This window comes from Microcoleus sp. bin48.metabat.b7b8b9.023, assembly GCF_013299185.1.
Taxonomy (GTDB): domain Bacteria; phylum Cyanobacteriota; class Cyanobacteriia; order Cyanobacteriales; family Microcoleaceae; genus Microcoleus.
Genome location: NZ_JAAFKG010000010.1, coordinates 59940 through 86255 on the forward strand (window position 1 = coordinate 59940; position 26316 = coordinate 86255).

A 26316-nucleotide genomic window follows, 5' to 3' on the forward strand; every position below is an offset into this window, starting at 1 on the left:
CGATCGTGATAGCAAATCTAAAGGATGTCTGCTTTTTTCTGTATGCGCGATCGCCAGGATAACTGCCTGCGTATTTACAGCATCATTTTTTTGACAGCACTGAGGAAAAAGGAAATACTGTCTGGCGATGCTTGCGAGTAGGCATCCAAATTTTTAAGGTGGATGTCGGCCACCTACAGTAGTACCTGTAACTAAAGTCAATCAAGAAGTATTAGATGGGGCGATCGCTGTTGCCGGACGATTTGCTTGCTATAATACAGCAAAAATCGCTTGCGTGCACTACAGCAAGGCCAAATTCACAATCAGGGTGCTGGGATAACAAATCATAACTTGTTGGGTGCAACTAATTAAATCCAGAAAGTGTTTTCTAAGCAACAAGTTTTTCCAAGCATGACTACTCCTTCAAACATCAAATTTTTACAACCAACCAAATCTGCTGGCAGATTAGTGGTAAAAGCAGTTCGCTCCCTCCCTTTGCGAACAGTTCTGGTAGTTCCATTCGTGGTGCAAATATTCGCAGCAGTCGGAGTTGTGGGGTATTTGTCATTTCGCAACGGACAGCAAGCTGTTAACGAAGTTGCTACCAAATTACAGGAAGAAATTAGCGATCGCATCTCCGAAAGAATCCAAGCATACATGGCATTTCCCCACCAACTAAATCAATTCAAAGCCAATGCTTTTGAACTGGGGGATCTCAACTTGCAAAACATTCCGCAAATACAGCGCCACTTCTGGAAGCAACTGCAAACTTTTGACACAGTAAGCGTTACATATATTGCCACTCCAGGCGGAGATTTTATTGCCGCGAGGCGCACTAATGAAGGAAATTTTTTATTGCAAGAACGCACCGAACTTACAGACGGCAACATGAATTATTATGCTGCTAACAACCGCGGCGAACCAACGAACTTAGTTAAAGTAAAACCTAAATTTGACCCGCGAGTTCGTCCCTGGTACACAGCAGCAACCGAAGCACAAACGGCAACTTGGAGCAAAATTTACGCCGACTTTACCAGCAAAGGATTGGGAATTACAGCGGCGCAACCGTTATACGACGAATCGGGGCAGTTGCAGGCAATTTTAGGCACTGACTTACTATTTTCGCGAGTTAACGAGTTCCTCCAAAAGTTAAAAATTGGCAAATCTGGGCAAACGTTTATTATCGAGCGATCGGGTGAATTAATTACGACATCAACGCAAGATCCAGTATATTTAATCAAGGGTGAAGAGACAGAAAGAATTCAGGCAACTGCCAGCCAAAACGCCACCATCAGCCTCACTACTAAATACCTGCAAGAACACTTTGGCAACCTCAACAACATTCAGCAAGCCCAACAGCTTAGGTTAAAGATTAAAGACCAGCTACAATTCATGCAAGTTACGCCCCTAAAAGATGACAAAGGTTTGAACTGGCTGATTGTAGTAATTATTCCCGAATCAGATTTCTTGGAACAAATTAATGCCAACAACAAAACTACTGTTCTGCTGTGTATTGCAGCTTTGGCAGCAGCTATAATTGTCGGTATACTAACAGCTAGATGGGTGACAAAACCAATTTTATACTTGAATGAAGCAGCAAAAAATATTACCAAAGGTCAGTGGGGCAAAACTGTAGAAATAAACCGGAATGATGAAGTTGGCGAACTTGCTAACTCATTTCAAACTATGGCACAACAACTGCAATTTTCTTTTGAGGAAATGCAAAGTTTGAATGCTGAATTATCCGAGAGTAAAAGCCGACTCAACCAAATTTTAGAAGCCGTGCCGGTGGGGATATTTGTAGCAGAACCCAGCGGTAAACCTTATTACGTTAATTCTCGAGCTCAATCTTTGCTTGGTAAAGACATGGTTGACGATATGAAATCTGCTGAAATTGGAGAGGTATATCAAATTTATCTCGCCGATAGCGGGGAAATATATCCTCAAGAAAAAGACCCGATAGTGTGTGCTTTTCGAGGGGCAAGTGTCAATGCTGACGATATAGAAATTCACCAGGAAAACAGGACTATTCCGCTGGAAGTTTGGGGAACGCCAATTTATGATGACAAAGGAAAGGTGAATTATGCAATCGCAGCTTTTACCGACATTACCCAACGCAAAGAATCCGAAAAATTAGTAGCCGAATACAACCGCACTCTGGAAGTTCAAGTTACCGAAAGAACCCAAGAACTTAGAACAGCATTAGAAGACCTACAAACCACCCAACAAGAGTTAGTTCATTCAGAAAAAATGGCTGCTTTAGGACAATTAGTAGCGGGAGTTGCCCACGAACTAAATACTCCGCTGGGTGCGATCCGTTCGAGTGCCGGAAATATGAGCAAATTCTTGGGACAAACCCTCTCCAACTTGCCCGAACTTTTTCAATCGTTTTCTCCCGAAGAAGCCGATAACTTCTTCATGTTATTAAATCAATCGCTGCAAAAAGATATAACTTTGACAGCCAAAGAAGAAAGGAAATTAAAGCGAACTTTGGTCGGTCAACTAGAAGATGAAAATATTGACGAAGCCGATGATATCGCGGACACCTTAGTAGATATGGGGATTTATGAAGCGGATGACTTTATGTCTTTGTTGCAAAAACCCGATCGCGAGCTAATCTTAGACATGGCTTACAAACTCACCGAAATCCAGCGAGGTACCCAAACAATTAATACCGCAACGGATCGAGCATCAAAAGTCGTCTTTGCTCTAAAAAATTATGCGAGGCATGACTCTTCAGAAGTGATGATTCAATCGGATTTAGTTGAAGGCATAGAAACCGTACTTACCCTTTATCAAAACAACTTGAAACACGGGGTAGAAGTATTGCGAAACTTCCAAGAAATTGAACCTGTACTCTGCTACCCCGATCAACTAAATCAGGTGTGGACAAATCTCATCCACAATGCCCTGCAAGCGATGGATAATAAAGGTACATTAACTCTGGATGTTTTTCAAGAAAGCAATCGTGTCAAAGTGGCTGTCACGGATAGCGGTAAGGGAATTCCTGAAGAAGTTATCTCGAAAATATTCCAGCCTTTCTTCACAACTAAGCCACCGGGAGAAGGCACAGGTTTAGGGCTTGATATTGTCAGAAAAATCATTGAAAAACATCGCGGTACAATCGAAGTTGCATCGGTTCCTGGCAAAACGACTTTTACCGTTTCTATACCCGTCAATCCCGGATAACCTCTTCGAGGGTAGGCATTGCTCTTATCGCTTCTGCAACTTGCGTTATGCGTTTTTTTGGGGACAGTGCCTGCCCAACAAACTAGAGGATACACTCAATGGCAAACAAAGAACGGCTGAGAATAAAAAAGTATGTCTAAACCTGTTATCCTGTGCGTTGACGACGAAAAAGTAGTTTTGAAAAGTCTCAAAACTCAACTCAAATCAGCCTTTGGCAATACCTACGTTTATGAATTAGCGGAAAATCCCGCCGATGCTTTAGAATTGATAGATGAATTTAATGACGATGATACAGCGATTATCTTGATTGTTTCTGATTGGTTGATGCCGGGAATGAAAGGAGATGAATTCCTAATTCGCGTCCATCAAAAGTTTCCGAAGATAGTTAAAGTGATGCTGACAGGTCAAGCAGATGAAGATGCTGTTCAAAGAGCATTTGACGAAGCTGATTTGCACCGTTGTTTGCACAAACCTTGGTCGGAAGAAGAGTTAATTGAAACCATTAAAACGGCTTTATCGCTATGAGCAAACAAGTGATTATTTGCGTCGATGACGAAACTACGGTTCTGAAAAGCCTCAAAGCTGAATTAAAAGATGCTTTAGGCAATACTTACCGGATTGAAATTGCGGAAGGAGGTGAGGATGCTCTAGAGTTAGTTGCCGAACTTATGGAAGACGGAGAAGAGATTCCTTTAATTATCTCCGACTACGTGATGCCTGATATGAAAGGAGATGAATTATTGAGGCGGGTTCACGAAATTTCTCCCAAAACTCTCAAGGTGATGCTAACAGGGCAGGCGACAATTGAAGCTGTGGGAAGTGCGATCAAGCACGCGAAACTCTACCGCTATATCGGCAAGCCTTGGCAAACTGAAGACTTGAAATTGACCGTGACAGAAGCCGTTCACAGCTACAGTCAGGATAAAAAACTAGCAGCACAAAATGCCGAACTGCGAAAAGTGAATGAGAGGTTAGAAATAGCCTTGGAACTGCAATCACAATTAACTAAGGCTGCCAGACGGTTTGTGCCGAATGAATTTGTCTCGCTACTAAGCCGTGAAAGCTTGGTTGATATCAAACTCGGCGACAGCGTGGAAAAGGAAATGTCTGTCTTGTTTTCTGATATTCGGGATTTTACGACTCTTTCTGAGGGAATGACTCCTCAGGAAAATTTCAAGTTTATTAATTCTTATTTGAGCCGCATGGAGCCAACGATTATTGAAAATAACGGTTTTATTGATAAATACATTGGCGATGCAATTATGGCTTTGTTCGGTCACAGTGCCAGCGATGCTGTGAATGCTGGAATTTCTATGCTACATCGTCTCGACGATTACAATCAACACCGCGTTAATGAGGGCTTTGCACCGATTAAAATTGGGATCGGTATCAATACGGGCAACCTGATGCTGGGAACTGTTGGGGGAACAACGAGGATGGATAGTACGGTGATTAGCGATGCGGTGAATTTAGCTTCCCGCGTGGAAACGATGACGAAAAGTTACGGGGTATCGATGTTAATTACTAACAATACTTTTTTACAGTTAAATGTAAGTGAATACCAAAAATATGCAATCAGAAATATTGGTAGAGTTAGAGTTAAAGGCAAATCTGAGTTGGTGACGATTCATGAAGTATTTGATGCCGATCCGCCGGAAGTTAAAGATGGCAAGTTAGCAACTTTTAATATATTTATAGAGGCTTTGTGGAACTATAGTGCGAGCAAACATAAGGAAGCGGCACAACTGTTTGCTGAGTGCGTTCGCAAAAATCCGCTCGATCGCGTAGCACAGAATTACCTGAAACGTTCTCAGGAAATGCAGTCACTATTAACTGAGGGTAGGTCGGATTTTTTTTGATTGTTTATTAGTCCTATCAGATGCGGTTTGATCGTTCGGAGTTTAGTCTTTAAATCCCAATACGCTTGAGATTATAAAGTCCGATCGGCAAAATGAGAGTGAAAAACAGATACTGTGATTGCTTCGTTCCTCTCTTCGGACAAATCCTAAGCCAAGCGTATTGCCCTTAAACCCAAGTTTGTAGAACTTTTCCGGCTATTTGCTGTCCCAACCAAGGCGTGTTTGCCGATCGCGATTTCAGACTGTGCCCCTCAACCGTCCAAGTCATGAGCGGGTCGAACAAAATTAGCTCAGCAGAGACTCCCGGCGCCACCTTCGCGGGGGTTTGACCGAGACAAACAGAGGGGCCTGTACTCAACACTCGCCACAGTTCTAAAGCGGAAAATTCACCAGTTTCTACGAGTCCGTGCCATAACAGAGGTAGCGCTAATTCCAAGCCGATCGCCCCTGGGGGACTATCCGCAAAAGCCACGGTTTTTTCTTCGTAAGTACGCGGATTGTGGTCGATCGCGATCGCATCAATCACCCCATCTTTCACAGCTTGAATTAAGGCTAATTGGTCGCTCAGATTGCCTAACGGCGGTTCGAGGTGTAAATTCGGATCGTAGGCAAACGAAGCAGTTAAAGCGTTCTTCCCGCCTGCGCCATCTTTGGTATTTCCTGAAATTGCGCCAACATTTAACAGCAAGTGCATCCAAGTCACACTCGCAGTCACCGGCAAACCGCGCGCTTTGGCATCTCGAATCAATTCCACGCTGCGGGCGGTTGAAACGCGCATGATGTGTACCGGAGTTCCCCCAGATGCCACTAACTCCAGGATTGTCGCCAAAGCCGATGTTTCTGCACTGGCGGGAATTCCTGGTAAACCCAAGCGCACGGAGACTGCACCTTCCCGCGCGGCGCCATTTCCGGCTAAAGTGCGATCGCACGGCCACAATGCCACGGACTTATTCAAAGGCTGGATATACTCAAGCAAACGCCTCACCAGAGCCGGATTAGACAGCGGGAAACCGTCGGCAAACCCCACCACCGGAGAGGAGGCCAGCTCCCCCAACTCGGCCATCTGCTGCCCTTTAATGCCCGCTGTCAGCGCGCCCCAAAAATACAAGCGCGGTAGGGAGGGCGACAAATTGCGGATATGTTGTTGCAACAAGGCTAAACCGGCCAAGTTGTCCACAGGTGGGGATGTATCGGGCAAAATTGCCACTCGCGTAAAACCGCCAGCCGCCGCAGCCTGCATTAAGGATTCGAGGGTTTCTCGTTCCTCAAAACCTGGTTCTCCGCTATGACTGTAGATGTCGGCTAATCCTGGCCCTAAAATTAGGCCTCGGCAATCCCGGACTTCTGTGTCGGCGGGAATTTCGGTGATGTTTTCTTCTATTGCTTGGATCTGATTTTCGGTAATTAGAATGTCAGCGGTGCGATCGATCTTTGAAACTGGATCGATTACTCTTATGTTTTGTAGCAGTTCGCGAGTCATATAGAGGGAAGTTCGGCAACGGATTTTTTAACGGATGTAACGGATGGATGGAGGATGGAACCGCGAAGACGCTAAGGACACGAAGGAAGAGGGGGGAAGGAAGAGGAATAAAAGCAAGGGTTTAAGCAGTTAAGAATGCTTGGTGGTTGCTATTAAAATTCAGATTTTTCTGCGGCGAAGCGTGGCCGAGGGTATTGGTATTGGTGTTAACTTAAGCTTTAAACGTGCGATCGATCTACTGTTTGATAATTAGGCCGGCCGATCCCCCCTTAGCTTGCCCCCTACTCCCCCTTAAGAAGGGGGGAACCGGAAGCAGTCAAAGTTCCCATGTTCTTAAAGAAGGTTAGGAATATTCTCAAAGTCCCCCTTTTTAAGGGGGATTTAGGGGGATCTAGACTACGCTAACAGCGAGATTGATCGAGGATTTTAGACTTAAGTTAACACCTGAAAAATTACAGTGCTCCGGCTGCTGTTTGGTCAAATACGCCGCCGCTTAAATGAGTTGTGATATTCATCGCCTGCAATACTGGCAAACCATCGGGGCCGTGGGGATAATCTATTACGCTAACGGCGCCGTTTCCTTGTTTGAATTTCCAGAAATGTTCGGGTTCTAAGTTGAATAGGTGGCAGAGAAGGGCTTTGTTGACGGCATCGTGAGCTACTACAATCCCGGTACCGCTAACTGATTTTACAATTTCTCGCCAAGCTGCGATTGCCCTTGTCCAAACTTGCTCTAAATTTTCTCCTTCTGGCATTTGCACTTTTTCGGGAGATGTTTTCCATTCTTCGAGCAAACCTGGATAGGATGCTTCTATTTCTGATTCAAATTTTCCTTCCCAAAGTCCGTGGCTAATTTCGCGCAATTCGTCGCGGAGTTCCAGTTGCAAATCGCCGTGATATTTCAGAATAATTTCGGCAGTTTCTTTCGGGCGCACCATGGAACTGCTGATGGCAAAATCTAATTTTACATCTTTCAGAAATTCTGCGGCTTGCCGAGCTTGTTCGCGGCCGTTATCGTTGAGAGGTACGTCTATTTGTCCTTGAAATTTACCTGCTCTATTCCAGTCTGTTTCGCCGTGACGCACTAGCAACAAGCGGGGGCCGCTGTGTCCGTCCCTCGGTTTGGGGAAGATTTCTCCGGTATGGGCGGTTAAATTTAGCGATTCTAATTGAACTGCAATTTTTGGTTTTGGCTCTGTTTGTTCATCGGCAGAGCCCAAATTGATGACACTAATTCCGCAATTTGATTGTTGAATTGATTGATAGTAATCTGGGGCGATTTCTGAAGCTGTGGCGATGAGGGCGCGGTTGATTCCGTTGTGACCTACTACTAGAATTGTACCTGAACTGTGGCGCGATATCAGCTCTTGCCAAAAATTGCGGGCGTTAGCAAAAATTGCCAATACTGGAAAGTGCTCGATTTCTCCTTCGGCTGAAGGTAGTTTCATCGAAAATTTGTCTGGCTGTTGTTGCCATTGCTGATATGCTTCGGGGAATTGGTCGATCGCCTCTTGACGCAGCATTCCTTCCCACAATGGCAAATCGATTTCCATCAATTTATCAGTTGGTTGGAGTTGTGGCGGATTTGTCAAGCGCGACAGGATGATTTCGGCGGTTTCTTTGGCTCGTTGCAGGGGACTTGTATACGCAGCATCAAAGGTGATACTGCTGAGGATGTCGCCTACTTGTTTTGCGCCGGCGCGGCCTGCTTCTGTCAAAATTGATTTATCAAGGCGGCCTTGGATGCGACGTTCTTGATTGTATGTGCTTTTGCCGTGACGGACTAAGATAATGCGGGTCATTCGATTTTAGATTTTAGATTTTAGATTTTAGCTAGGCAGACGGGAATCCCCACACTATACCGATCGAAGGTTAGTGTGGGATTCTCATGCGCGTGAGACGAGGATTCCACCTGTTCACAATCTCAAAGCTATGCTTTGAACCCTGGGCAGGTGGATGACGAGACGAACAAACTCTTATTCTACAGGTCTATCTTGCTCCTCAATGTATTTCTTTAATTGCTCAACCGTCACGCTGCCACAGGTCGCAATAAAATATCCATTTGTCCAAAAAACATCTTTCCAGTAAACTTTTTCAACTTCATCTACAAACTCTTTCCGCAAATAACGACTAGATACAGTCTTAAGATTGTTGATCAGCTTACTTGGTTCAGTTTGCGGTGTATATTGAAGCAACAAATGTACGTGGTCACGCTCACCATTAAATTCTACCAATCTTCCTTCCCATTTTTCCATCAAGTTCTTGAAAATATCCTCAAGCCTGGACAACATTGGATCGGTCAGAACTTTCCGCCGATATTTGGTTGTCAACACTAAGTGACACTTGAGATCGGAAACCCCTCTGGCTTTATGGATAAAATCTTTACTCACAGACTTGACACTAAACAACATCCTCTGATAAATTAACACTAATCGATGCCTATCGGCTGTGATGTAATGAAAGCAACCTACCAGTACCAATTCTATCCCGACACCAATCAAAAGTTAACACTTAACCAATGGATCAGAATTTGCCGTTATTGGTACAATCGCCAATTAGGAGATAGATTCGATTGGTGGGAAAGAAACCGTACTCCCATAAATGCTTGTCCATTAATTGCTAGTATCTCTGCGCCCCGCGCGCAGCCCAACTACTACTCCCAAAAACAACAATTACCCGTCATCAAAAAAGACCTAGTAAAAGTCTTTCACAGTGGTGAACTATTGGACTTTAAGCAGGTAGATTCAACTATTCTGCAAGATGTCTCTAAGCGAGTAGATAAAGCCTTTGAGCGGTTTATCGTAGGAGACAGTAAAGGCGGGCGATCGGGTAAACCCCGATTCAAAACTGAAGCGAATTACCGAACGATGACTTTTTGTACGGCTAACAGCGATTGGATTAAGTTAGTTCGCAAGAACTGGTTTTACATCCGACTGCCAAAGTTGGGCATCGTAAAAGTTCGGATGCACCGTCCAATTCCTGATGGGTTTATCGTTAAGCAAATTAGTGTAACTAGAAAAGCTGACGGTTGGTTCGTCCAGATAATGCTTGAAGATGTTTCGGTACCCCAATTTATTTCTGATAAAGTTACCCCAAACTGGGATAACTCGATCGGGCTGGATGCGGTACTTCATGAAGATGTTTACCTGGCAACATCATCAGGCGAAAAGCTACCTTCGTTAAAACCGCTTCGCAGAAACCAAGCTAAATTAGACCACATCTCAAAAAAGCGGAACAAACGGAAGCGCGGTTCTAAGTCCCGACGGAAATTAGCGAAAAAAGAAGCGAGACAGCACCAAAAAATAGCGCGTTCTCGCCAAGACTTTCATTACAAAACAGCCCACAAACTTGTCAGGTCAGGAGCTAAATTCTTTTTTCATGAGGATCTGAACTTAAAGGGCTTAACTAAACGGAATAAAGTCAAGCAAGATGATGAGGGTACTTACCTTCCAAACGGTCAATCAGCAAAATCAGGATTGAATAAATCTTGGTTGGATGCTGCATTCGGTCAATTTTTCAAGACACTGGAATACATAGCCGAAAAAGCTGGGTCAGTTGTCGTTCCGCAAAAACCTGCTTATACCTCAATGATTCTGTGCTATCGGAATGAAATCGTTTTCACCGATTGCGGTATGCGGAATTATTGGGATGAGCAGCATTCTTTAATAGTTGATCGTGATATTAATGCCGCGATTAATTTAAAGAGACTTGGGTTGGACATTTTTCCAAGTATAAAACGCCGTAGCGGGAATCTTTCTGTAGTAGGAACTATGGATGACAGTACCGTAAAGGAAATTTTGCATACCCTCGATCGGGCTGCAAAGATGCCCACGTCAAACTGAGTACAGTTATGACGTGGGAGTATGTCACCCTGTTACTGAGTCCGTGGGTGCTGGTGCGTACCTTACCCAGTCTTCGGGTGCGAGGCGAGTCAAAAAGATTAGCCAGTGAGATTTTACCAGTTGGCGGGATACTCTCGGCTGCAAAAGCCTATGATTAAAGATGGGAAAGACTTAGACACAGATTTGCGCGGGACGGAAAACTAGGAATGACACTGAAGCGGATAATTTTAGGTATTTTAACGGCGATCGCGATCGCCCTGGTCGGTTTATCTTTACTTGCTAGTTGGAGTGAACCCCAAATCCAAAGCCGATTGGAACTCTACCAGACTAATTTGCTGCTGCACGCCTCGGAGTGGCAGGGTGAAAATAATCAGAGTGCTAATTTAAGTTCGGCGCGCCAGAATATTATCGGTTCGGATCCTTTAAATACAGCTTTGACGCAGTATCAAGACGCGCGAGATTCGACTCAAAAAACTCTCGAAACAACTCAATCACAATTAAAACAAACTCCGCCGGCTCTCGTCTCAAAGTCGGAAAATCTGGCTCTCAAATCGGCACAAGAAAAGGCTGTGCAAGAGTCAATTAAGCAACAATCAGCGCTGCTAAACGAACTTGACTTGCGATTGGGAATTTTGCAGGCAAGCAGCGGAAAAACTAAGGCGGCGATCGAAACTTGGAAAAATTTAGTTGAGCGCTACAAAACTGAAATTGATGGCGATCCTTTAGCGACAACCGCTCAAGTTTTAACGGGAATTTGGAGCAATCCGCCTCAACTGCTGCCGGATGCTGAGCCGCGCATTCAAAAGTCTTTGGATGGGTGGTTTCGCTATCGCGCTCTAGCACAACTTTACAAGCTGCAAGAACGTTCTAAAGAGCTGGTAGCGCTGCAAGCAGCAGAGCAAGTAACGGCCCAGCAAGCTATAGAAAAGTTGGCAATTGTTGTTGGCGTTCCGGCTATATCTCTTTGTATCGGCACGGTTTTGCTGGTTGGTTTGAGCGTGCAGTGGCTGTTGCAGCGCCAGCAGTTAGATAAGGCAGGTTCGGGGCCGCTGTTGGCGCGCAATGCCAGCTTGACTTGGGATGTGCCTTGGGATGGCGAGATTGTTTGGCAGGTGCTGGTAGTCGGCTTTTTCTTTGTCGGGCAAATCTTGATTCCGTATTTGTTGCTGCCTGCTTCTCTAGCTGTTCTCAAACTGAGTCCTGCTACTTTTGACCCGCGCGAAAAGGCTTTTTATATCTTTGCTACTTATTTGTTGCTGTCGGCTGGCGGGCTGTCGGTACTGTATTTTTCGGTCAAGTCTTTTTTACCTTTACCTGATGGTTGGTTTCGGATTGATTGGCAGGGAAATTGGTTTTTGTGGGGGTTGGGTGGCTATTTTGTGGCTTTGCCTTTGGTGGTTGTGGTGTCGCTGATCAATCAACAATTATGGCAGGGACAAGGTGGCAGCAATCCGATTTTGCCGATCGTCCTTGAAGGTAGGGACAACGTGGCTCTGGCGGTGTTTTTCGGCACTGCTGCGATCGCCGCTCCGGTTTTTGAGGAAATCGTGTTTCGGGGCTTTCTACTGCCTTCTCTGACTCGCTATTTGCCTGTTTCCGGGGCGATCGCAGCTTCGGCTTTTTTGTTTGCGGTGGCTCACTTGAGTGTCTCTGAGATTCTGCCTTTGGCGACTTTGGGCGCGGTGTTGGGGTTTGTGTACACGCGATCGCGCAATCTCCTCGCCCCCATGCTTCTCCACAGTCTTTGGAATAGCGGAACTCTCTTGAGTCTGTTTCTTTTGGGCGGCGGCGCAGGTTAATTGGGGCGGTTGTTAATAATTGTTAATTAACCGGGCTTTTGTGACATCTACCGGCATTGTCTGCTGAGGTGAAATTTGGCGATCGCCCGGTTGCTGACTTTAACGGAAAAACTTGTTTTAACATGGAAGTAATATCTTGTAGGTCGATCGATGTCAGGTTAGCCCGGGCGATCGCACCCAACCGAGCGTGACCATTCTGCTAATTTTTATGTTAAATTTAAGTAAGGATGAGGTTTCAAACCCAATGAGCAATTTCAACAGCCACAAGTTAGAGAGAACGCCAAGTTGGATGCGTTTCGCACCCTACGCAGCCCTAGGCATTTTAATATTTTCTTTCAATTCCGGTAGCGAACTCAATTATTTCTTGAGAGGCTACTCGGTCATTCTACAGGCTCAAGCCGGTATAGTTCTGCTGTATTTTGCGATGTCCAAGTTTCGCAAAAACCCAAATAAATGAGTAAAAATTAGTAATATTGCTTGCCTCGATCGCATTCGTTGTCGATCGCGTTCGTTAAAGTAAAAAACTGGGGAAAGGGAAAAATGGTAAAAGATAAAACCGTAGCAGTTGTGTTAGCTTTCTTTATCGGAGGTTTCGGAGGTCACAAATTTTATTTGGGCAACAATGTAGCAGGAGTATTTTATTTGCTCTTTTCCTGGACATTAATTCCCTCACTGATCGCATTTTTCGATTTTATCGGTCTGCTGCTGATGTCGGAACAAGCTTTTCAGCTACAGTACAATGGCGGAATGTTGCCGTCTGGGTATGCCCTCAGAGGTGCAAAAGATGTCACAGGGGCGATCGCAGAATTGAAAGGACTTTACGATATGGGCGCAATTACCGCCGAAGAATATGAAGAAAAACGCCAAAAACTGCTGCGGGAATTGTAATTTAGAAGTTCGGCCACGGATTGTGTAACCGATTTAACAGATTTAACGTATCTAAGCAAGAATGGAAGCCACTATCAAAAGGCTGGGATTTAAACAAGAGTCAAAGATAAACCAATACGCTTCAGTTAAGCCCGGAGATCCCCCCTAACCCCCCTTACAAAGGGGGGGACAAGATATTCTCAAAGTCCCCCGACTATCAGGGGGATTTAGGGGGATCTCCGGGGAAGAAACATTTTTAAGTGAACCGTATTGAAATCTAAAGTCGAGCGAGGATAGAAATAAAGTGTCTCAAGAGTTATACTGGCTGCGTCAAACTCCAAACTGGGTGTGGTATTCTTTTATTCCCTACTTCGGCGGATTGGCGATCGCCTATGCAGGGCAAAAAACAAATATTCGCAGTTGGATGGGATGGGGTGTTTGCTTTACTTTAGCAGCACTAGCGCTATCTTCTTCAGCTAATTTCGGCACCCTCGTTTGGATAGCTCAAATTGTCACAGCCTTTTCTTTGAAAAAACGCTATCTGATCAAAACCGCACCCAGAGGCTTGCTGGTTCCTGCAACTGCGACAAATGCCGAAGAACTAGCCAACGTGCGCGGCAAAATAGATATTAACGAGTGCACCAAAGATGATATGGTCAAAATCTTGGGTTTGCCGATCGTCTACGCTAACGATATTGAATCTTTGCAAAACGAAGGCTACCTTTTTACCCACGCCGAAGAGTTATCGGAAATCGCCGGAGTTCCCGAAAGTCACGTCAGACGCATCGCCCCGATGATTTGCTTTAGCTACAATTATCAAAAAGAATCCCAATTTACTTGGAAACGGTTAAATATTCTTTCGCCCGAAGAGTTGATCCAAAGCGGTTTAGATCGGGTTGTGGCTGAAACCATAGTTAGAGAAAGGCAGATCAAAGGCGCATACAAATCAGTTGTTGATGTCAAGCGGCGGACGGGACTGCCTTTTGATTCATACCGCCATATTTGTTAGTTTGCAGTTTTCCTAATATAGCTAGTCGTAGGGTGTGTCGCTATCACAATTTTTAGGAAAAACAGACAATCTCAATAGCAACGCACCTCGGATATTGAATGAACCTAGAGTCGTAGGGTGTGTCGCTATCGATTATCTTTAAAAAAAACCGACAATCTCAATAGAGACACACCTCGGAACTTGAATGAACCTATCAGTGTGTGAGGTGCGTCGCCATGAGATTCGCAATTAAATCCGAGAGATTAAAAATGGCGACACACCCTACGAAGACTTAATGTTATGCGGATGCAGTAGAACAAGCAAGTGCTGAAACTGAATTGTCGATAGAGACGTTTCCGCAATTGTCCGTTTATACTTCTACTGAGGTTCTAGATTCCAACTTTTTGCCAGATGAAATAATCTCAAAGTAGCATAGTGTGAAAACCCGATCGCCAGATCGTAATTAATCCCATATCAAAAAATATAATACCCAGATTTCCGACAACTTCTCCCAAGTCAGGGATCTAAAAAATTGTGGACTAGACAATGCTTGGAATATTGGTGCTATTCTACAGAATTATTAAAATGCAAAACGACACAACAGCAGATTACCCCTAAAATCACACTTATGTCTGACTCTCCTCCATCCCAAACTCCCCCAGAAACCGCAGCAGACAGTCCTCAAGCAGACAGCCGCAGTGCCAAAACTCGGCAAATGTTGGGTATGAAAGGGGCTGCTAGCGGGGAAACTTCCATCTGGAAGATTCGCTTGCAACTGATGAAACCGATTACCTGGATTCCCCTGATGTGGGGCGTGGTGTGCGGGGCGGCTTCTTCGGGAAACTATGTTTGGAATTTAGAGAATTTTGCGATCGCCTCCGCTTGTATGTTGATGTCAGGGCCTTTGCTGGCTGGCTACACTCAAACTTTAAACGATTTTTACGATCGCGACATCGACGCCATTAACGAGCCCTACCGTCCAATTCCGTCGGGGATTATCTCGATTCCCCAAGTAGTTACCCAAATTTTGGTATTATTAGCCGCAGGCATTGCGGTGGCCTATGCTCTAGACTTGTGGGCTGGTCATGAATTCCCCATCATGACTGTTTTGACTCTCGGCGGTGCATTTTTGGCTTACATCTACTCTGCACCACCGCTGAAACTCAAGCAGAATGGCTGGTTGGGAAATTATGCCCTAGGTGCTAGCTACATTGCTCTGCCTTGGTGGGCAGGTCAAGCTTTGTTTGGTACACTAGATCCCACCATTATGGTTTTGACGCTGTTTTACAGTTTGGCAGGACTGGGAATTGCGATCGTAAATGATTTCAAAAGTGTCGAGGGCGATCGCCAATTAGGGTTAAAATCTTTGCCAGTGATGTTTGGCATCGGCACCGCAGCCTGGATTTGCGTGTTGATGATCGACATATTTCAAGCAGGCATTGCAGGCTACCTGATCGGCATTCACCAAAACCTTTACGCTGTCATTCTCCTGCTGTTGATCGTTCCCCAAATCACTTTTCAGGATATGTACTTTTTGCGTAATCCCCTGGAAAATGATGTTAAATATCAGGCAAGTGCTCAGCCTTTCCTGGTACTGGGTATGCTGGTAGCGGGTTTGGCACTGGGCCATGCTGGTTGAGAAAAATTTTGAGTTGGCAATTTTGAGTTAAATATTTTTAACCAAAAATAAAAAACTCAAGATTATGCACAGTTTTCTTGAAGAAAAAATGTCAAATTAAAAATTAAAAATTGAAGGGGGTTAGCCTTTTTAATTTTTAATTTTTAATTTAAATTGATGAGGTTTGAAGGTCTGAACGTGTCAGAATTTTTCTCAAATATCAAGGATAAATTGAGTAAAGTCACTAAGGGAGTAGGCGATAATTCCGATCTAGAATCGCCAAATGCTGCCAATAGCACCGGGCTAAACTCATCGCAATCCCCGCCTGAATTGTCGGGGCGGATAACTGGTGAGCGATCGGAGTATGTGATATCAGAAGATGCTGAACCTCCAGAAGAGTCAGAATTAGCATCAGAATATTCCGACTCAGAACAGGATGAATTTCCCATAGTCAAGCGCGATTGGGAAGGCTTGAGGCGCTTAATAGTTTGGTTGGAAATTGAACCTCAAGTTAGCAGCTTGCAAGAAAAAGGCAAGAGATTGTTGGGGCCGGGCTTGAGTTTGCTGGGAACTAAATTACCAGAACAATCTCATAGTAGCGAGTTGCCGGAAAGTATTGCACCGCCGAATACCAAACTGCAAATAAATACCGAACTACAGGAAAGTATTGCACCGCCAAATACCGAACTGCAAATAAATACCGAACTACAGGAAAGTATTGCACCGCCAAATACCGAACTGCAAATAAATACCGAACTACAGGAAAATAGCGCACCGACAAATACCGAACTACAGGAAAGTATTGCACCGCAGGAAGATAGCGCACCGCAGAAAAATACTAAAAAATGGATCTCCCGCCGCCCGAGATTTTGGATAGGTTTAGGTATTCTCAGTATAGGAAGTGGCGCTTTAATCTACGGTTTGTGGATTTTATATACCTTAGACAAAGGTTTGCCGGATGTTAACGATTTGTCGGCTTTTAACCGCGACGGGACGCTGACAATTAAGGCTGCTGACAATACGATTTTGTTGCAGTCGGGGCCGGCAACTAGAGATAAGCTGAAACTGAAGGAAATTCCCGAACTGTTGACTAAAGCTTTTATTTCGATAGAAGACCGCCGTTTTTACGAACATCGCGGGGTGGATTATCAAGGTATTGTGCGATCGATCGCTTCAAATGTGATAGCCAGAGATTTGGTGCAGGGCGGCAGTACAATTACCCAACAATTGGCCCGCGTGGTTTTTCTCAATCAGGAAAGAAGCCTTAAGCGGAAGGTTCGGGAAGCTCTTTTAGCTCAAAAAATAGAGCGGGAGTTGACCAAAGAACAAGTCTTAGAAAGATATTTAAATCTGGTTTATTTGGGCTCAGATGCTTATGGAGTGGCGGATGCAGCTTGGGTTTTCTTTAGCAAACCAGTCGATAAATTAACTTTGGCAGAGATGGCAACTTTGGCGGGTTTGCCGCCGGCCCCGAGTGAATATTCGCCTTTGGTAAATCCGAATATTGCTAAGGAACGCCGCAATATTGTGCTGCAACAAATGCAGGAAGCGAAGGTAATTACAGAGGCTCAGGCGAAGGAAGCCCAGGCGGAACCGATAAAAGTAAAACAAAGTCAGCCGAAACGATTTAAAGTAGTCGCGCCTTATTTTGCTAGTTACATTCGCAAGGAATTGCCGCGCTATGTTTCTAAGGATGCTTTGGAATCGGGCGGCTTGACTGTCGAGACGACGGTGGATTTGAAGTGGCAGAAAATAGCGGAAAAAGTTGTTAAAGATGCGATCGAGGTTGATGGCCGCCGTCAGGGTTTTGAACAGGCGGCTTTGGTTTCAATAGAGGCTAAAACAGGGGAAGTTAAGGCTTTAGTCGGTGGCGGAAGTTTTAAGGAAAGTCAGTTTAATCGCGCTACCCAGGCTTTGCGCCAGCCCGGATCGACGTTTAAAGGGTTGGTTTATGCGGCGGCTATGGGGGCGGGTTTTTCGCCTTACGACAGCTATGAAGATGCGCCAATTATTATCGACGGCTATCAACCGAATAATTACGGGAAAAAGTTTAGCGGTTGGCGATCGATCTCTGATGCTTTGACGAGTTCGGTAAATGTCGTAGCTGTCAGGGTGTTGATGGATGTCGGGTTTGAACCGGCAATCAAATTAGCCCACGATATGGGAATTAAGTCTAAATTAAGTCCGATTTATTCCCTGGCTTTGGGTTCGTCTGAGGTGAATTTGCTGGAGTTAACTAATGCTTACGGTACTTTAGCGTCGGAAGGTAATTTTATTGAAGCGCACGGAATTACTAAGGTGATTAATCAGCGGGGAGATGTGATTTATAAGGCTGATTTTAAACCGAAGCGGGTTTTGGATAAGGATAGTGCGGCAATTACTACTTGGATGTTGGAGGGTGTCGTGACTGGTGGTACGGGCGGGCCTGCTTCTTTGGGCGATCGCGCTGTAGCTGGTAAAACTGGTACTTCGGAAAAGGTGCGGGATTTGTGGTTTATCGGTTACATTCCGCAGGTGGTGACTGGGGTTTGGCTGGGGAATGATGACAATTATCCGACGGGGGGAACTAGCGGTACTGCTGCTTACAATTGGCGAGATTTTATGAATCAAGCTGTGAAGGGAATGCCGGTTCAGGAGTTTCCGAAGTTACCTAAGTTGGAGGGCCGCAAAGGCAGTATTAAGGCGAAACCCGTCGAACCGAAGGAGATTATTCGAGGGATGATTATGAATGACGATGGTGCGATCGTGCCTTACAATCCCAATCCCGAGCCCAAACACCGGGAACCGGCGTATCAAGAACCAGCTTATCAAGAACCAGCTTATCAAGAACCAGCCTATAAAGAGCCTGCTTATCAAGAACCAGCTTATCAAGAACCGGAACGTTATCAAGAACCGAGATATTAAACTCTTAAAGAAGACGGCGGTTGAAACCGCGTCTATACAAACAAAACCCGCCTCCGCGGGTTGAATTCTTCTTAATCTCGCTTGAGTTTCACCATAAAAATCCATAAGAAGACGGCGGTTGAAACCGCGTCTATACAAACAAAACCCGCCTCCGCGGGTTGAATTCTTCTTAATCTCGCTTGAGTTTCACCATAAAAATCCATAAGAAGACGGCGGTTGAAACCGCGTCTATACAAACAAAACCCGCCTCCGCGGGTTGAATTCTTCTTAATCTCGCTTGAGTTTCACCATAAAAATCCATAAGAAGACGGCGGTTGAAACCGCGTCTATACAAACAAAACCCGCCTCCGCGGGTTGAATTCTTCTTAATCTCGCTTGAGTTTCACCATAAAAATCCATAAGAAGACGGCGGTTGAAACCGCGTCTATACAAACAAAACCCGCCTCCGCGGGTTGAATTCTTCTTAATCTCGCTTGAGTTTCACCATAAAAATCCATAAGAAGACGGCGGTTGAAACCGCGTCTATACAAACAAAACCCGCCTCCGCGGGTTGAATTCTTCTTAATCTCGCTTGAGTTTCACCATAAAAAAGCCATCCATTTGATGCTTGTGCGGCCAAACTTTCACCCATCCTTCCGGTGACGGCTGAACGGGTAAATCAATAGTTGGCGGTTCGATTTGCCAGTTAGGATTGCTATCTAAGAACGATCGCACAACCTGTTCATTTTCCAAAGGATGAATCGTGCAAGTTGCGTAAACTAAGACGCCGCCGGACTTGACAAATGTCGCTGCATTTGCTACTAATTCCGATTGCAGTTGGGATTGTTGTTGAATATTTTCGGGAGTGTGCCGCCACCGGGCGTCAGCGCGTCGGTGTAGGGTTCCGAGGCCCGAACAAGGTGCGTCTAATAATACTCTGTCTGCTAGGTTGATAAATTCTGGGAAGTGGCGGCTGTCTCCGGTATGAATTTTAATAGATTTCATCTGGAGTCGATCGGCATTTTCAGCAAGTTTTTTTAGTCTGCTAGCGGTTTTATCGCAGGCGTAAATAGTGCCTGTATCCTGCATTAATTCGGCGCTGTGGGTGGTTTTCCCTCCCGGTGCGGCGCAGGCATCGATGATGGTTTCCCCCGGCTGTGGATCGAGTAAATGGGTGACTAATTGAGCGCTGCTGTCTTGGATTGTCCACCAACCTTCGCTATATCCGGGCAGGTTTTGAATTGCGCCGGTGCTGCCATTTAGTCTTAATGCTTGGGGTAAATGGGGGATTCTGCTGGTTGAGATGTTTTGGGATTTGAAGGCGGTTTCGATTTGGGCGATCGAGCTTTTTAAGGGATTGATTCTGAGGTCAATTGTGGGGGATTGGTTGAACCATTCGCAGAGTTGTTCGGTTTCGGTTTCGCCTATTTGTTCGTTCCACAATTCTACTAACCAGTCGGGAAAGCTGTGGAGAATTCCGAGGCGTTGGACTGGGTTTTCTGGTAATTTTAGGGGATTCAAACCCCCCCTAGCCCCCCCTTGGTAAGGGGGGGGATTAGAAGTGGTTTGAGTGTCTGGTTGTTGAGGGGAATTAGGACTACTCTTAGCCCCCCCTTGGTAAGGGGGGGTTGGGGGGGTTAAACGGATATATTGCCGCAGCAAGCCGTTAACAAAACTGCTGAGTCCTGATAATTTGTTTTCTTTTGCTAATTGAACAGTGGTGTTGACGGCGGCGGAGGGGGGAATGTGGTTGAGATATTGGAGTTGATATAGGCCTAAATGTAGGATTGTACGCAGATCTGGCGGTTGTTGGGAGGATTTTTTGGTGGCTAGTTTGTCGATGATAAAGTCGATCGATCGCATTCTCCTGACGCTACCATAGACTAATTCTGTGACTAAACGGCGATCGAGGTCGTTGAGTTGAGAGTTGCGTAAAGTGCGATCGAGCGCAGCATCTGCAAATGCACCGCGGCGGTGGACTTCCCGGAGTGCGATAAAGGCTATTTGGCGAGGATTTTGCATAGTTAAGATATGGGGGCCGAGAAACCGGGTTTTTTACGATAATACTTGGTTACAGCCCGCAAATTCGATAAAAACCCGGTTTCTGACTACTCGCTACAAAAGTCTCAAATGTCCTCTGGATTTATGCCCATTTCTCGGAGTTTTTCAGAAAGGCGATCGGCTTTTTGCTGTACCAACTCTTTCTCCTGTCTTTCTTGTTCCATTTGTCTCGACAACTCCACATAAGACAAAAACTTCAATCCGTCAGGACGATAAATTTCCAAGTCTCCTGATGCAGTTTCAAAACGGATTTCCAAACGCGGACTTACCCAACCCTCGATTGATTCAATATAGTTGAGTTTTCCCTCACTTCGCAGCCAACCTATTAACTCATTATCCTCTGGACTGTAGACATAATATTCTTCGACTCCATAATCCTCGTAGAACTTAAACAGCTTAAACATGGCTCCCATGCGGTTTCCAGGGGAGAGGATTTCAAAGACAACTTGCGGCGCAATATTATCTTCCAGCCACTGTTGGTAGGAACCTCTGTAACCTTTTGGTCTACCAAAGACTACCATCGTATCAGGTGCTTGGCGGGTTTTGTTATCTCCTTCGACGGGATACCACAGCAAATCACCTGCTACAAAGACATTTTCGTTGTCTTTGAATAAGGCATCTATGCCGCCTTGAATGGTTACGATTAATTGGAACTGTTTGGTATTGTCAGACATGGGTTTTCCGTCGCTGTCTGGGTAGATGATTGCTGGCAAAGTTTGAGTGGGAATTGTTGCTGTCATGGGGATGACTCCATTGCTAGTAGCATCAATTTCTATTTTATACCTATTTCAACAAAACCCGGCGGTTGAAACCGCGTCTACACAGACAAAACCCGCCTTCGCGGGTTGATAAAACCCGGCGGTTGAAACCGCGTCTACACAGACAAAACCCGCCTTCGCGGGTTGATAAAATCCGGCGGTTGAAACCGCGTCTACACAGACAAAACCCGCCTTCGCGGGTTGATAAAACCCGGCGGTTGAAACCGCGTCTACACAGACAAAACCCGCCTTCGCGGGTTGAATTTCATTTCTTCCGTCCGCGGAGGCGGACATCGTTTGTGTAGCCGCGATTTCCAATCGCCGGGGCCTCAATCGTCACCGTAATTTCTAATCGCCTATTCTACTTTTCCTGACACCAACGGTTCCAATAAATTGCGTTCTTCAATGGGAAGTTCTAGCAAAACTCGTCTGTCGCCCTTGGTTTGCTTATAGCGGACAGCGGCATTCAGCAGGCGCATGGGAATTTGGAATTGTTCGTAGTTGCTGGTTGTTTCTTGCCACAATTCTAACCAAGTGCGTGCGGCTTTGTCGCTGACCATTTCTGACATTAGCGCGGGGATATTTCGCACGATTCCCTGTCCTAAGATTGAGAGATGGTTGTGTTTTTCGTAAACTGTGATTAGGCTGGTGATGCGAGTTTGAGATATGGTTGTATCGTGGGTGTTCGCGAATAGGTTACGGATAATTAACTCGGCATCTTTAGAACTAACTTCATCGTCTGATTCGAGGCGTTGGAATGCGTCATCTAAGGCGGCAATCCCTTCATCCCAACGATTTAATCCGAGAATGGCAATGGCGCGATTGAAGAAGACAGGTGAATCTTGATAATTGAGTTCGATCGCTCGATCGCAAGATATTAAAGCTTCTTCATATCGCTTGAGGTTGTTGAGTAGATAGCCTCGTATAACCCAAACAAGCCGATCGTCATACTTAAGTTCGATCGCCCGATCGTAAGATGCTAAGGCTTCATCATAGCGTTTGAGATTGTAGAGTACATTGCCTCGGTTAGCCCAAGCCCAAGCATCATTAGCATCAAGTTCGATCGCGCAATCTAAGGATGCTAAAGCTTCATCATAGCATTTGAGATTATTGAGTACATTGCCTCGGTTAGCCCAAGCCGACTGATAATTGGCATCAAGTTCGATCGCCCAATCTAAGGCTATTAAAGCTTCATGGTAGCGTTTGAGGCTTTTGAGTACATTGCTTTGTAAAACCCAAATATGTTGATTATTATCGTCAAATTCGATCGCCCGATCTAAGGATGCTAAAGCTTCATGATCGCGTTTGAGGCTGTTGAGTACAATACCTCTTATAGCCCAAGCCAACTGATTATTGGCATCAAGTTCTATCGTTCTATCTAAGGATGCTAAAGCTTCTTCATAGCGTCCGAGGTTGTTGAGTACATTGCCTCGTAAAACCCAAAGTTCCTGATAATTAGCACCAAGTTCTATCGCTCTATCTAAGGATGATAAAGCTTCTTCATAGTGTTTGAGGTTATCGAGTGCATACCCTCGTAAAGCCCAAACAGAATGATAAGTTGCACCAAGTTTTATCGCCTTATCGAAAGATACTAAAGCTTCTTCATATCGTTCGAGGTGGTTGAGGACATTGCCTCGTAAAACCCAAACAGAATGATAAGTTGCACCAAGTTTTATCGCCTTATCGAAAGATACTAAAGCTTCTTCATATCGTTCGAGGTGGTTAAGTACATTGCCTTGTAAAGCCCAAGCAGGGTGATAATTAGCATTAAGATCTATCGCCCGATCGTAACATTCTAATGCTTCATCATAACGTTCGAGATTGTGCAAGCAACGTCCTTTTTCTAACCAATCTCGTGCCTTACCGCGAATTGCAACCAGTTTATTTGCTAAATTCAAAGCGGAAAAATAGTCTTTCTTCTCTTTGAAATTTTCAATTTCCCTCACGCAAGCCGCCACGCGAGAGTCTTCACAATCATCTGTTTTTCGTGGCTGAAGCGCGCGCAGCAAATATTCTCGCTCAGCTAAAGCATTAGGCGGTAGTGTTTCCAGACTTAGCTGATAATTCAACTGACTTTTTTCATAGCTACGATCGACTAGCTCTTTCCCGATTGCACTAAATCTTACTCCCAAGCGATCCAATCGCTGTTTTAACTCTTCTTGCGTGTACCACAACCGCAAAAAATCCACAATTAAACTAATCGGCTCACCGCGATGCTTCTTCACATCCATGCAAAAGCGCATCAGCACTTCTCGAATTTCATAATACGATTCGCGCCCGATCGACTCACTCGTTACATAACCCATTCCCGATAGTTGCTTAAGTTGGCTGGATGCTGTTTGATGCGTCATAAAACAGCGTCGGGCAATGTCTTTAACCATGACAGCCCCGCGCCGATTGCACAAAAATTCAATTATCTTTCGTTGCTGCGGCGAAAGCCACGCCATCCGCGCCTGATAGTATGGCGTCAATTCATCCAAGGTTTGCAAAAACGGTTTTACCAGTAGATCGAGCGAGTCGCGAGTCAAAAATTCCGCAAAAATCATATAAACGCGGTGGTTCCCTCCAGCCAAGTGATGGATTGCTTCAATTCGAGAACGTCCCTTTGCGGTTTCTATGAATAGCTCTAGTTCTTTGTTGTCCTCTAATTTAGCGATATTTTTCAACAAGCAGACAACTTGATCTAAATTTAGGTTTTCTAAATCGTGGCGATTGAAAAAATTATAGAATGGTGCTTTTTTATTGTCAATTCCTTTGAATAAATGCTGAGATGTCGCGAAAATCGTACAGAAATGAGTATTTTCTAAATAGTCTCGGAATTGCTGTTGCCCGCTGTCGCCCAATCCTTCAAATAAATCATCCAGATTTTCTACCAGTAAAAACAGAGTGCGATCGCCCGCAAAATCTTTCAGCAATTCTGCTGCTGTCTGTTGGGCAGTATCGGGCGATTCATTGTAAAGCGATTCTACGCGATCGAACAATTTAGCATTGTATTCATCCCGATATTCTGATTGGAGCGATCGCAAAATTCGCAGCAGCAAATCGAGAAACGACGTGACGCCCCACTCTTCCTCCCGCAACCAAGCAATCAGCACTTTTTCCCGCAAATCCTCCATTTTGGAAACGCGGTAATACATTAGCGAGACTAAGTGCGTCTTCCCAATACCTCGCATCCCAATTAATAGGTGATGCTGCTCGCTCTGCTTGAGGATGCTTTGGCGGATTGACTCGACTAGCTCGTTTGCAAAATCGTGACGCTGCACTAACATCTCCTCTAAATCTTCGTGCTTCATCAGACTGGGCGTGAAGCGAGAGAGAAGTGTACCTTTCATACCGTCAACCCCCTGGATAATAACTGGGCAGGAGAAATTCTTGTTGGTTGGTTTTGCATGAAATGCTCGCTATACAAGGTTTTGATAAATTATACGTCTAATTTATCATAGGTTTGAAAAATATACGTTATTTTTGTTGTATATTTTTTAAAGCAGTGCTAAACTGCCTTTAACAAGCAAACAAGCGCCCCTAGGTGGTACTAGAGACGCTTTCGCTTATCAGTTTTTGGGCGCCACTGGCTGCAACCAGTAGCACTCTCATGTTGTTTATGGTCTATACAGACCAAGGATTTCTCATGACTAATTATAACAGCGAACAGTTAAATCTGTTCACCCAGCCGATCGCAGTTTCGGTAGAACTTGGCTGCACTGTTGAACGTGCCGCCGAATTAGTAAAATGCTCAAAAAGTTCAATCTACTTCCCGCTAAGACAAAATAAACCGTATCTGCGGGAGGTTCCCACAGGTACGTGGCAAGTTTACTCAACAGGCAAAAAAGACAAATCAATTCTTGTGAATGTTGCCTTCATTTATTCTCCAAAAGATAAGAATTGGGGACTTGCTTGAACTCAAACCTCAAGGCTGCGTTAGTCCAAGATTAACGCAGCCTTCTGCCTCGCAAGTCTCAGCCTGACGCGAGGCAGAGCCTCCGGATCTACCTCCCCAGGCAGAGCCGGAGAATGAGAAAAAAGGATATAAAAATCTGCAAAATCTTCTTGACGTTTTGTTACAATACGCAAAACTTGATATTTTAAACCATACTGAATGACCTTCTTCAACCCCTGTGAACCTCTAATCCGCTCCAAACAAGAACATCTCGACGTACAAGACCTCGCAGGCCTGTTACGCCTCCGCTGGCAAGTCGGAAATATTACTCTTTTCTCGGGATTTTATACCCGCATTGACCAAACTTTTCTGCTTTGGGCTTTGGTGACGGCGGGGATTTTTTTCACGGCTCAGTTTGTCCCGCTTAGTTGGAGCTTTCAGGCGATTCTGTGGTCAACTGTGACTCTAATTGGCACTGCGATCATGGCTGTTTTGACTTTGTTTTGGGTAAGAGTCGAGCGGGTTAGCTGGATTCTTTACTCTTGGGCGATTTTGATGATTGCTGGTTTGATTTTGACGGATTGCAGTATTTTTGCGGGTTGGGGATTTTGGTTGCTGCATCTGTGCGAGTTGTGGTTAGCGTTGAGCGCGATCGGCTATTTTTGTACTGGACTCGGTTTGCGATCGCGCACTTTTATCCTGATTGGACTAACTCATTTATTGAGCATTCCTCTATTAACATTCGTTGCCCCTTGGCAATATCTAACCACAGGCATAATTATGGCGGGTTGTTTGCTGTTACTCTCAGAGTTGCAGTGGGATATGCGATCGCCGATCGACAATACGTTGCTGTGCGAAGAACAGAAAGAGTTCAACCGAATTCAACAACAACGGCGGCAGTTCGGCGCCAATGCAGCCAAATAACTCAAAAATCTTAACAGTCCGCAATCTTATAATTCGCTGAAAACTCACTTAAGCTGCGATCCCCGAACCTAAGTCTGAGGGAGGATTCCAAAAGTGCGATCGATCTCTTAATCAAAACAAAAACAGCATCTTTTAGATCGAAAAAGTGTAAAGAATTCTGTACAACAGGTCACAATTTAGAGAAATCGCAGA

19 protein-coding genes and 1 pseudogene are annotated in these 26316 nt (G+C 45.0%); 14 read left to right on the plus strand and 6 right to left on the minus strand.

Annotated features, from left to right (window positions below; all coding sequences use genetic code 11):
* The first annotated feature begins 390 nt into the window (after positions 1-390).
* From QZW82_RS08370 to QZW82_RS08380, 3 genes are all read left to right on the plus strand, one after another.
* Positions 391-3168, plus strand: a complete 2778-nt coding sequence (locus QZW82_RS08370; RefSeq protein WP_293146969.1) for an ATP-binding protein — start codon at positions 391-393, stop codon at positions 3166-3168.
* A 132-nt stretch (positions 3169-3300) separates the two neighbouring features.
* Positions 3301-3693: a response regulator gene (locus QZW82_RS08375; RefSeq protein WP_293146971.1), complete on the plus strand. Its 393-nt coding sequence runs from the start codon at positions 3301-3303 to the stop codon at positions 3691-3693.
* A complete protein-coding gene (locus QZW82_RS08380; RefSeq protein ID WP_293146973.1) occupies positions 3690-5027 on the plus strand; it encodes an adenylate/guanylate cyclase domain-containing protein in 1338 nt (445 codons plus the stop codon). Before QZW82_RS08375 ends, QZW82_RS08380 begins: the two co-directional genes overlap by 4 nt.
* 166 nt (positions 5028-5193) lie before the next feature.
* On the opposite strand, the gene QZW82_RS08385 is transcribed toward QZW82_RS08380, so the two are convergent.
* The 3 genes from QZW82_RS08385 to tnpA form a co-directional block, all read right to left on the minus strand.
* Positions 5194-6507, minus strand: a complete 1314-nt coding sequence (locus QZW82_RS08385; RefSeq protein ID WP_293146975.1) for a dihydroorotase — start codon at positions 6505-6507, stop codon at positions 5194-5196.
* A gap of 452 nt (positions 6508-6959) precedes the next feature.
* Complete coding sequence (locus tag QZW82_RS08390) at positions 6960-8309, minus strand: histidine phosphatase family protein (RefSeq protein WP_293146977.1); 1350 nt, start codon at positions 8307-8309, stop codon at positions 6960-6962.
* A gap of 174 nt (positions 8310-8483) precedes the next feature.
* Positions 8484-8897, minus strand: coding sequence for an IS200/IS605 family transposase (gene tnpA / locus QZW82_RS08395; RefSeq protein ID WP_293146979.1), 414 nt, complete (start codon positions 8895-8897; stop codon positions 8484-8486).
* Positions 8898-8963: 66 nt separating this feature from the next.
* Here tnpA and QZW82_RS08400 point away from each other — a divergent pair, with 66 nt between their 5' ends.
* The 9 genes and pseudogenes from QZW82_RS08400 to QZW82_RS08440 all read left to right on the plus strand — a co-directional run bounded on the left by QZW82_RS08400 (position 8964) and on the right by QZW82_RS08440 (position 18525).
* Positions 8964-10349 (plus strand): transposase, encoded by a 1386-nt coding sequence (locus QZW82_RS08400; RefSeq protein ID WP_366664987.1) that lies wholly within the window; start codon positions 8964-8966, stop codon positions 10347-10349.
* Positions 10350-10357: 8 nt separating this feature from the next.
* Positions 10358-10507, plus strand: a complete 150-nt coding sequence (locus tag QZW82_RS08405; RefSeq protein WP_293146983.1) for a hypothetical protein — start codon at positions 10358-10360, stop codon at positions 10505-10507.
* Between the two features lie 48 nt (positions 10508-10555).
* A complete protein-coding gene (locus QZW82_RS08410) occupies positions 10556-12148 on the plus strand; it encodes a type II CAAX endopeptidase family protein (protein WP_293146985.1) in 1593 nt (530 codons plus the stop codon).
* 244 nt (positions 12149-12392) lie between these two features.
* Positions 12393-12605 carry a hypothetical protein gene (locus tag QZW82_RS08415; RefSeq protein WP_293146987.1) on the plus strand — a complete coding sequence of 71 codons (213 nt, stop codon included), beginning with the start codon at positions 12393-12395 and terminating at the stop codon, positions 12603-12605.
* 83 nt (positions 12606-12688) lie between these two features.
* Positions 12689-13036, plus strand: a complete 348-nt coding sequence (locus QZW82_RS08420) for an NINE protein (RefSeq protein ID WP_293146989.1) — start codon at positions 12689-12691, stop codon at positions 13034-13036.
* Between the two features lie 283 nt (positions 13037-13319).
* The gene (locus QZW82_RS08425) at positions 13320-14024 is read left to right on the plus strand and encodes a helix-hairpin-helix domain-containing protein (protein ID WP_293146991.1); all 705 of its coding nucleotides are present in this window, start codon (positions 13320-13322) and stop codon (positions 14022-14024) included.
* A 287-nt stretch (positions 14025-14311) separates the two neighbouring features.
* Positions 14312-14434, plus strand: a pseudogene (locus QZW82_RS08430) (DUF29 domain-containing protein); the annotation flags it as partial.
* A 197-nt stretch (positions 14435-14631) separates the two neighbouring features.
* Positions 14632-15642 (plus strand): chlorophyll synthase ChlG, encoded by a 1011-nt coding sequence (chlG, locus tag QZW82_RS08435; RefSeq protein WP_293146994.1) that lies wholly within the window; start codon positions 14632-14634, stop codon positions 15640-15642.
* A gap of 156 nt (positions 15643-15798) precedes the next feature.
* Positions 15799-18525, plus strand: coding sequence for a transglycosylase domain-containing protein (locus QZW82_RS08440; RefSeq protein ID WP_293146996.1), 2727 nt, complete (start codon positions 15799-15801; stop codon positions 18523-18525).
* Between the two features lie 561 nt (positions 18526-19086).
* Here the strand turns inward: QZW82_RS08440 and QZW82_RS08445 are convergent.
* From QZW82_RS08445 to QZW82_RS08455, 3 genes are all read right to left on the minus strand, one after another.
* Positions 19087-20526 (minus strand): 16S rRNA (cytosine(967)-C(5))-methyltransferase, encoded by a 1440-nt coding sequence (locus QZW82_RS08445; RefSeq protein ID WP_293146998.1) that lies wholly within the window; start codon positions 20524-20526, stop codon positions 19087-19089.
* 104 nt (positions 20527-20630) lie between these two features.
* Positions 20631-21305, minus strand: coding sequence for a Uma2 family endonuclease (locus tag QZW82_RS08450; RefSeq protein ID WP_293147000.1), 675 nt, complete (start codon positions 21303-21305; stop codon positions 20631-20633).
* Between the two features lie 374 nt (positions 21306-21679).
* Positions 21680-24655, minus strand: a complete 2976-nt coding sequence (locus QZW82_RS08455; RefSeq protein ID WP_293147002.1) for a tetratricopeptide repeat protein — start codon at positions 24653-24655, stop codon at positions 21680-21682.
* A 296-nt stretch (positions 24656-24951) separates the two neighbouring features.
* Here QZW82_RS08455 and QZW82_RS08460 point away from each other — a divergent pair, with 296 nt between their 5' ends.
* Positions 24952-25221 carry a hypothetical protein gene (locus tag QZW82_RS08460; RefSeq protein WP_293147004.1) on the plus strand — a complete coding sequence of 90 codons (270 nt, stop codon included), beginning with the start codon at positions 24952-24954 and terminating at the stop codon, positions 25219-25221.
* Between the two features lie 198 nt (positions 25222-25419).
* The gene (locus QZW82_RS08465; RefSeq protein WP_293147006.1) at positions 25420-26124 is read left to right on the plus strand and encodes a hypothetical protein; all 705 of its coding nucleotides are present in this window, start codon (positions 25420-25422) and stop codon (positions 26122-26124) included.
* Positions 26125-26316: the final 192 nt, after the last annotated feature.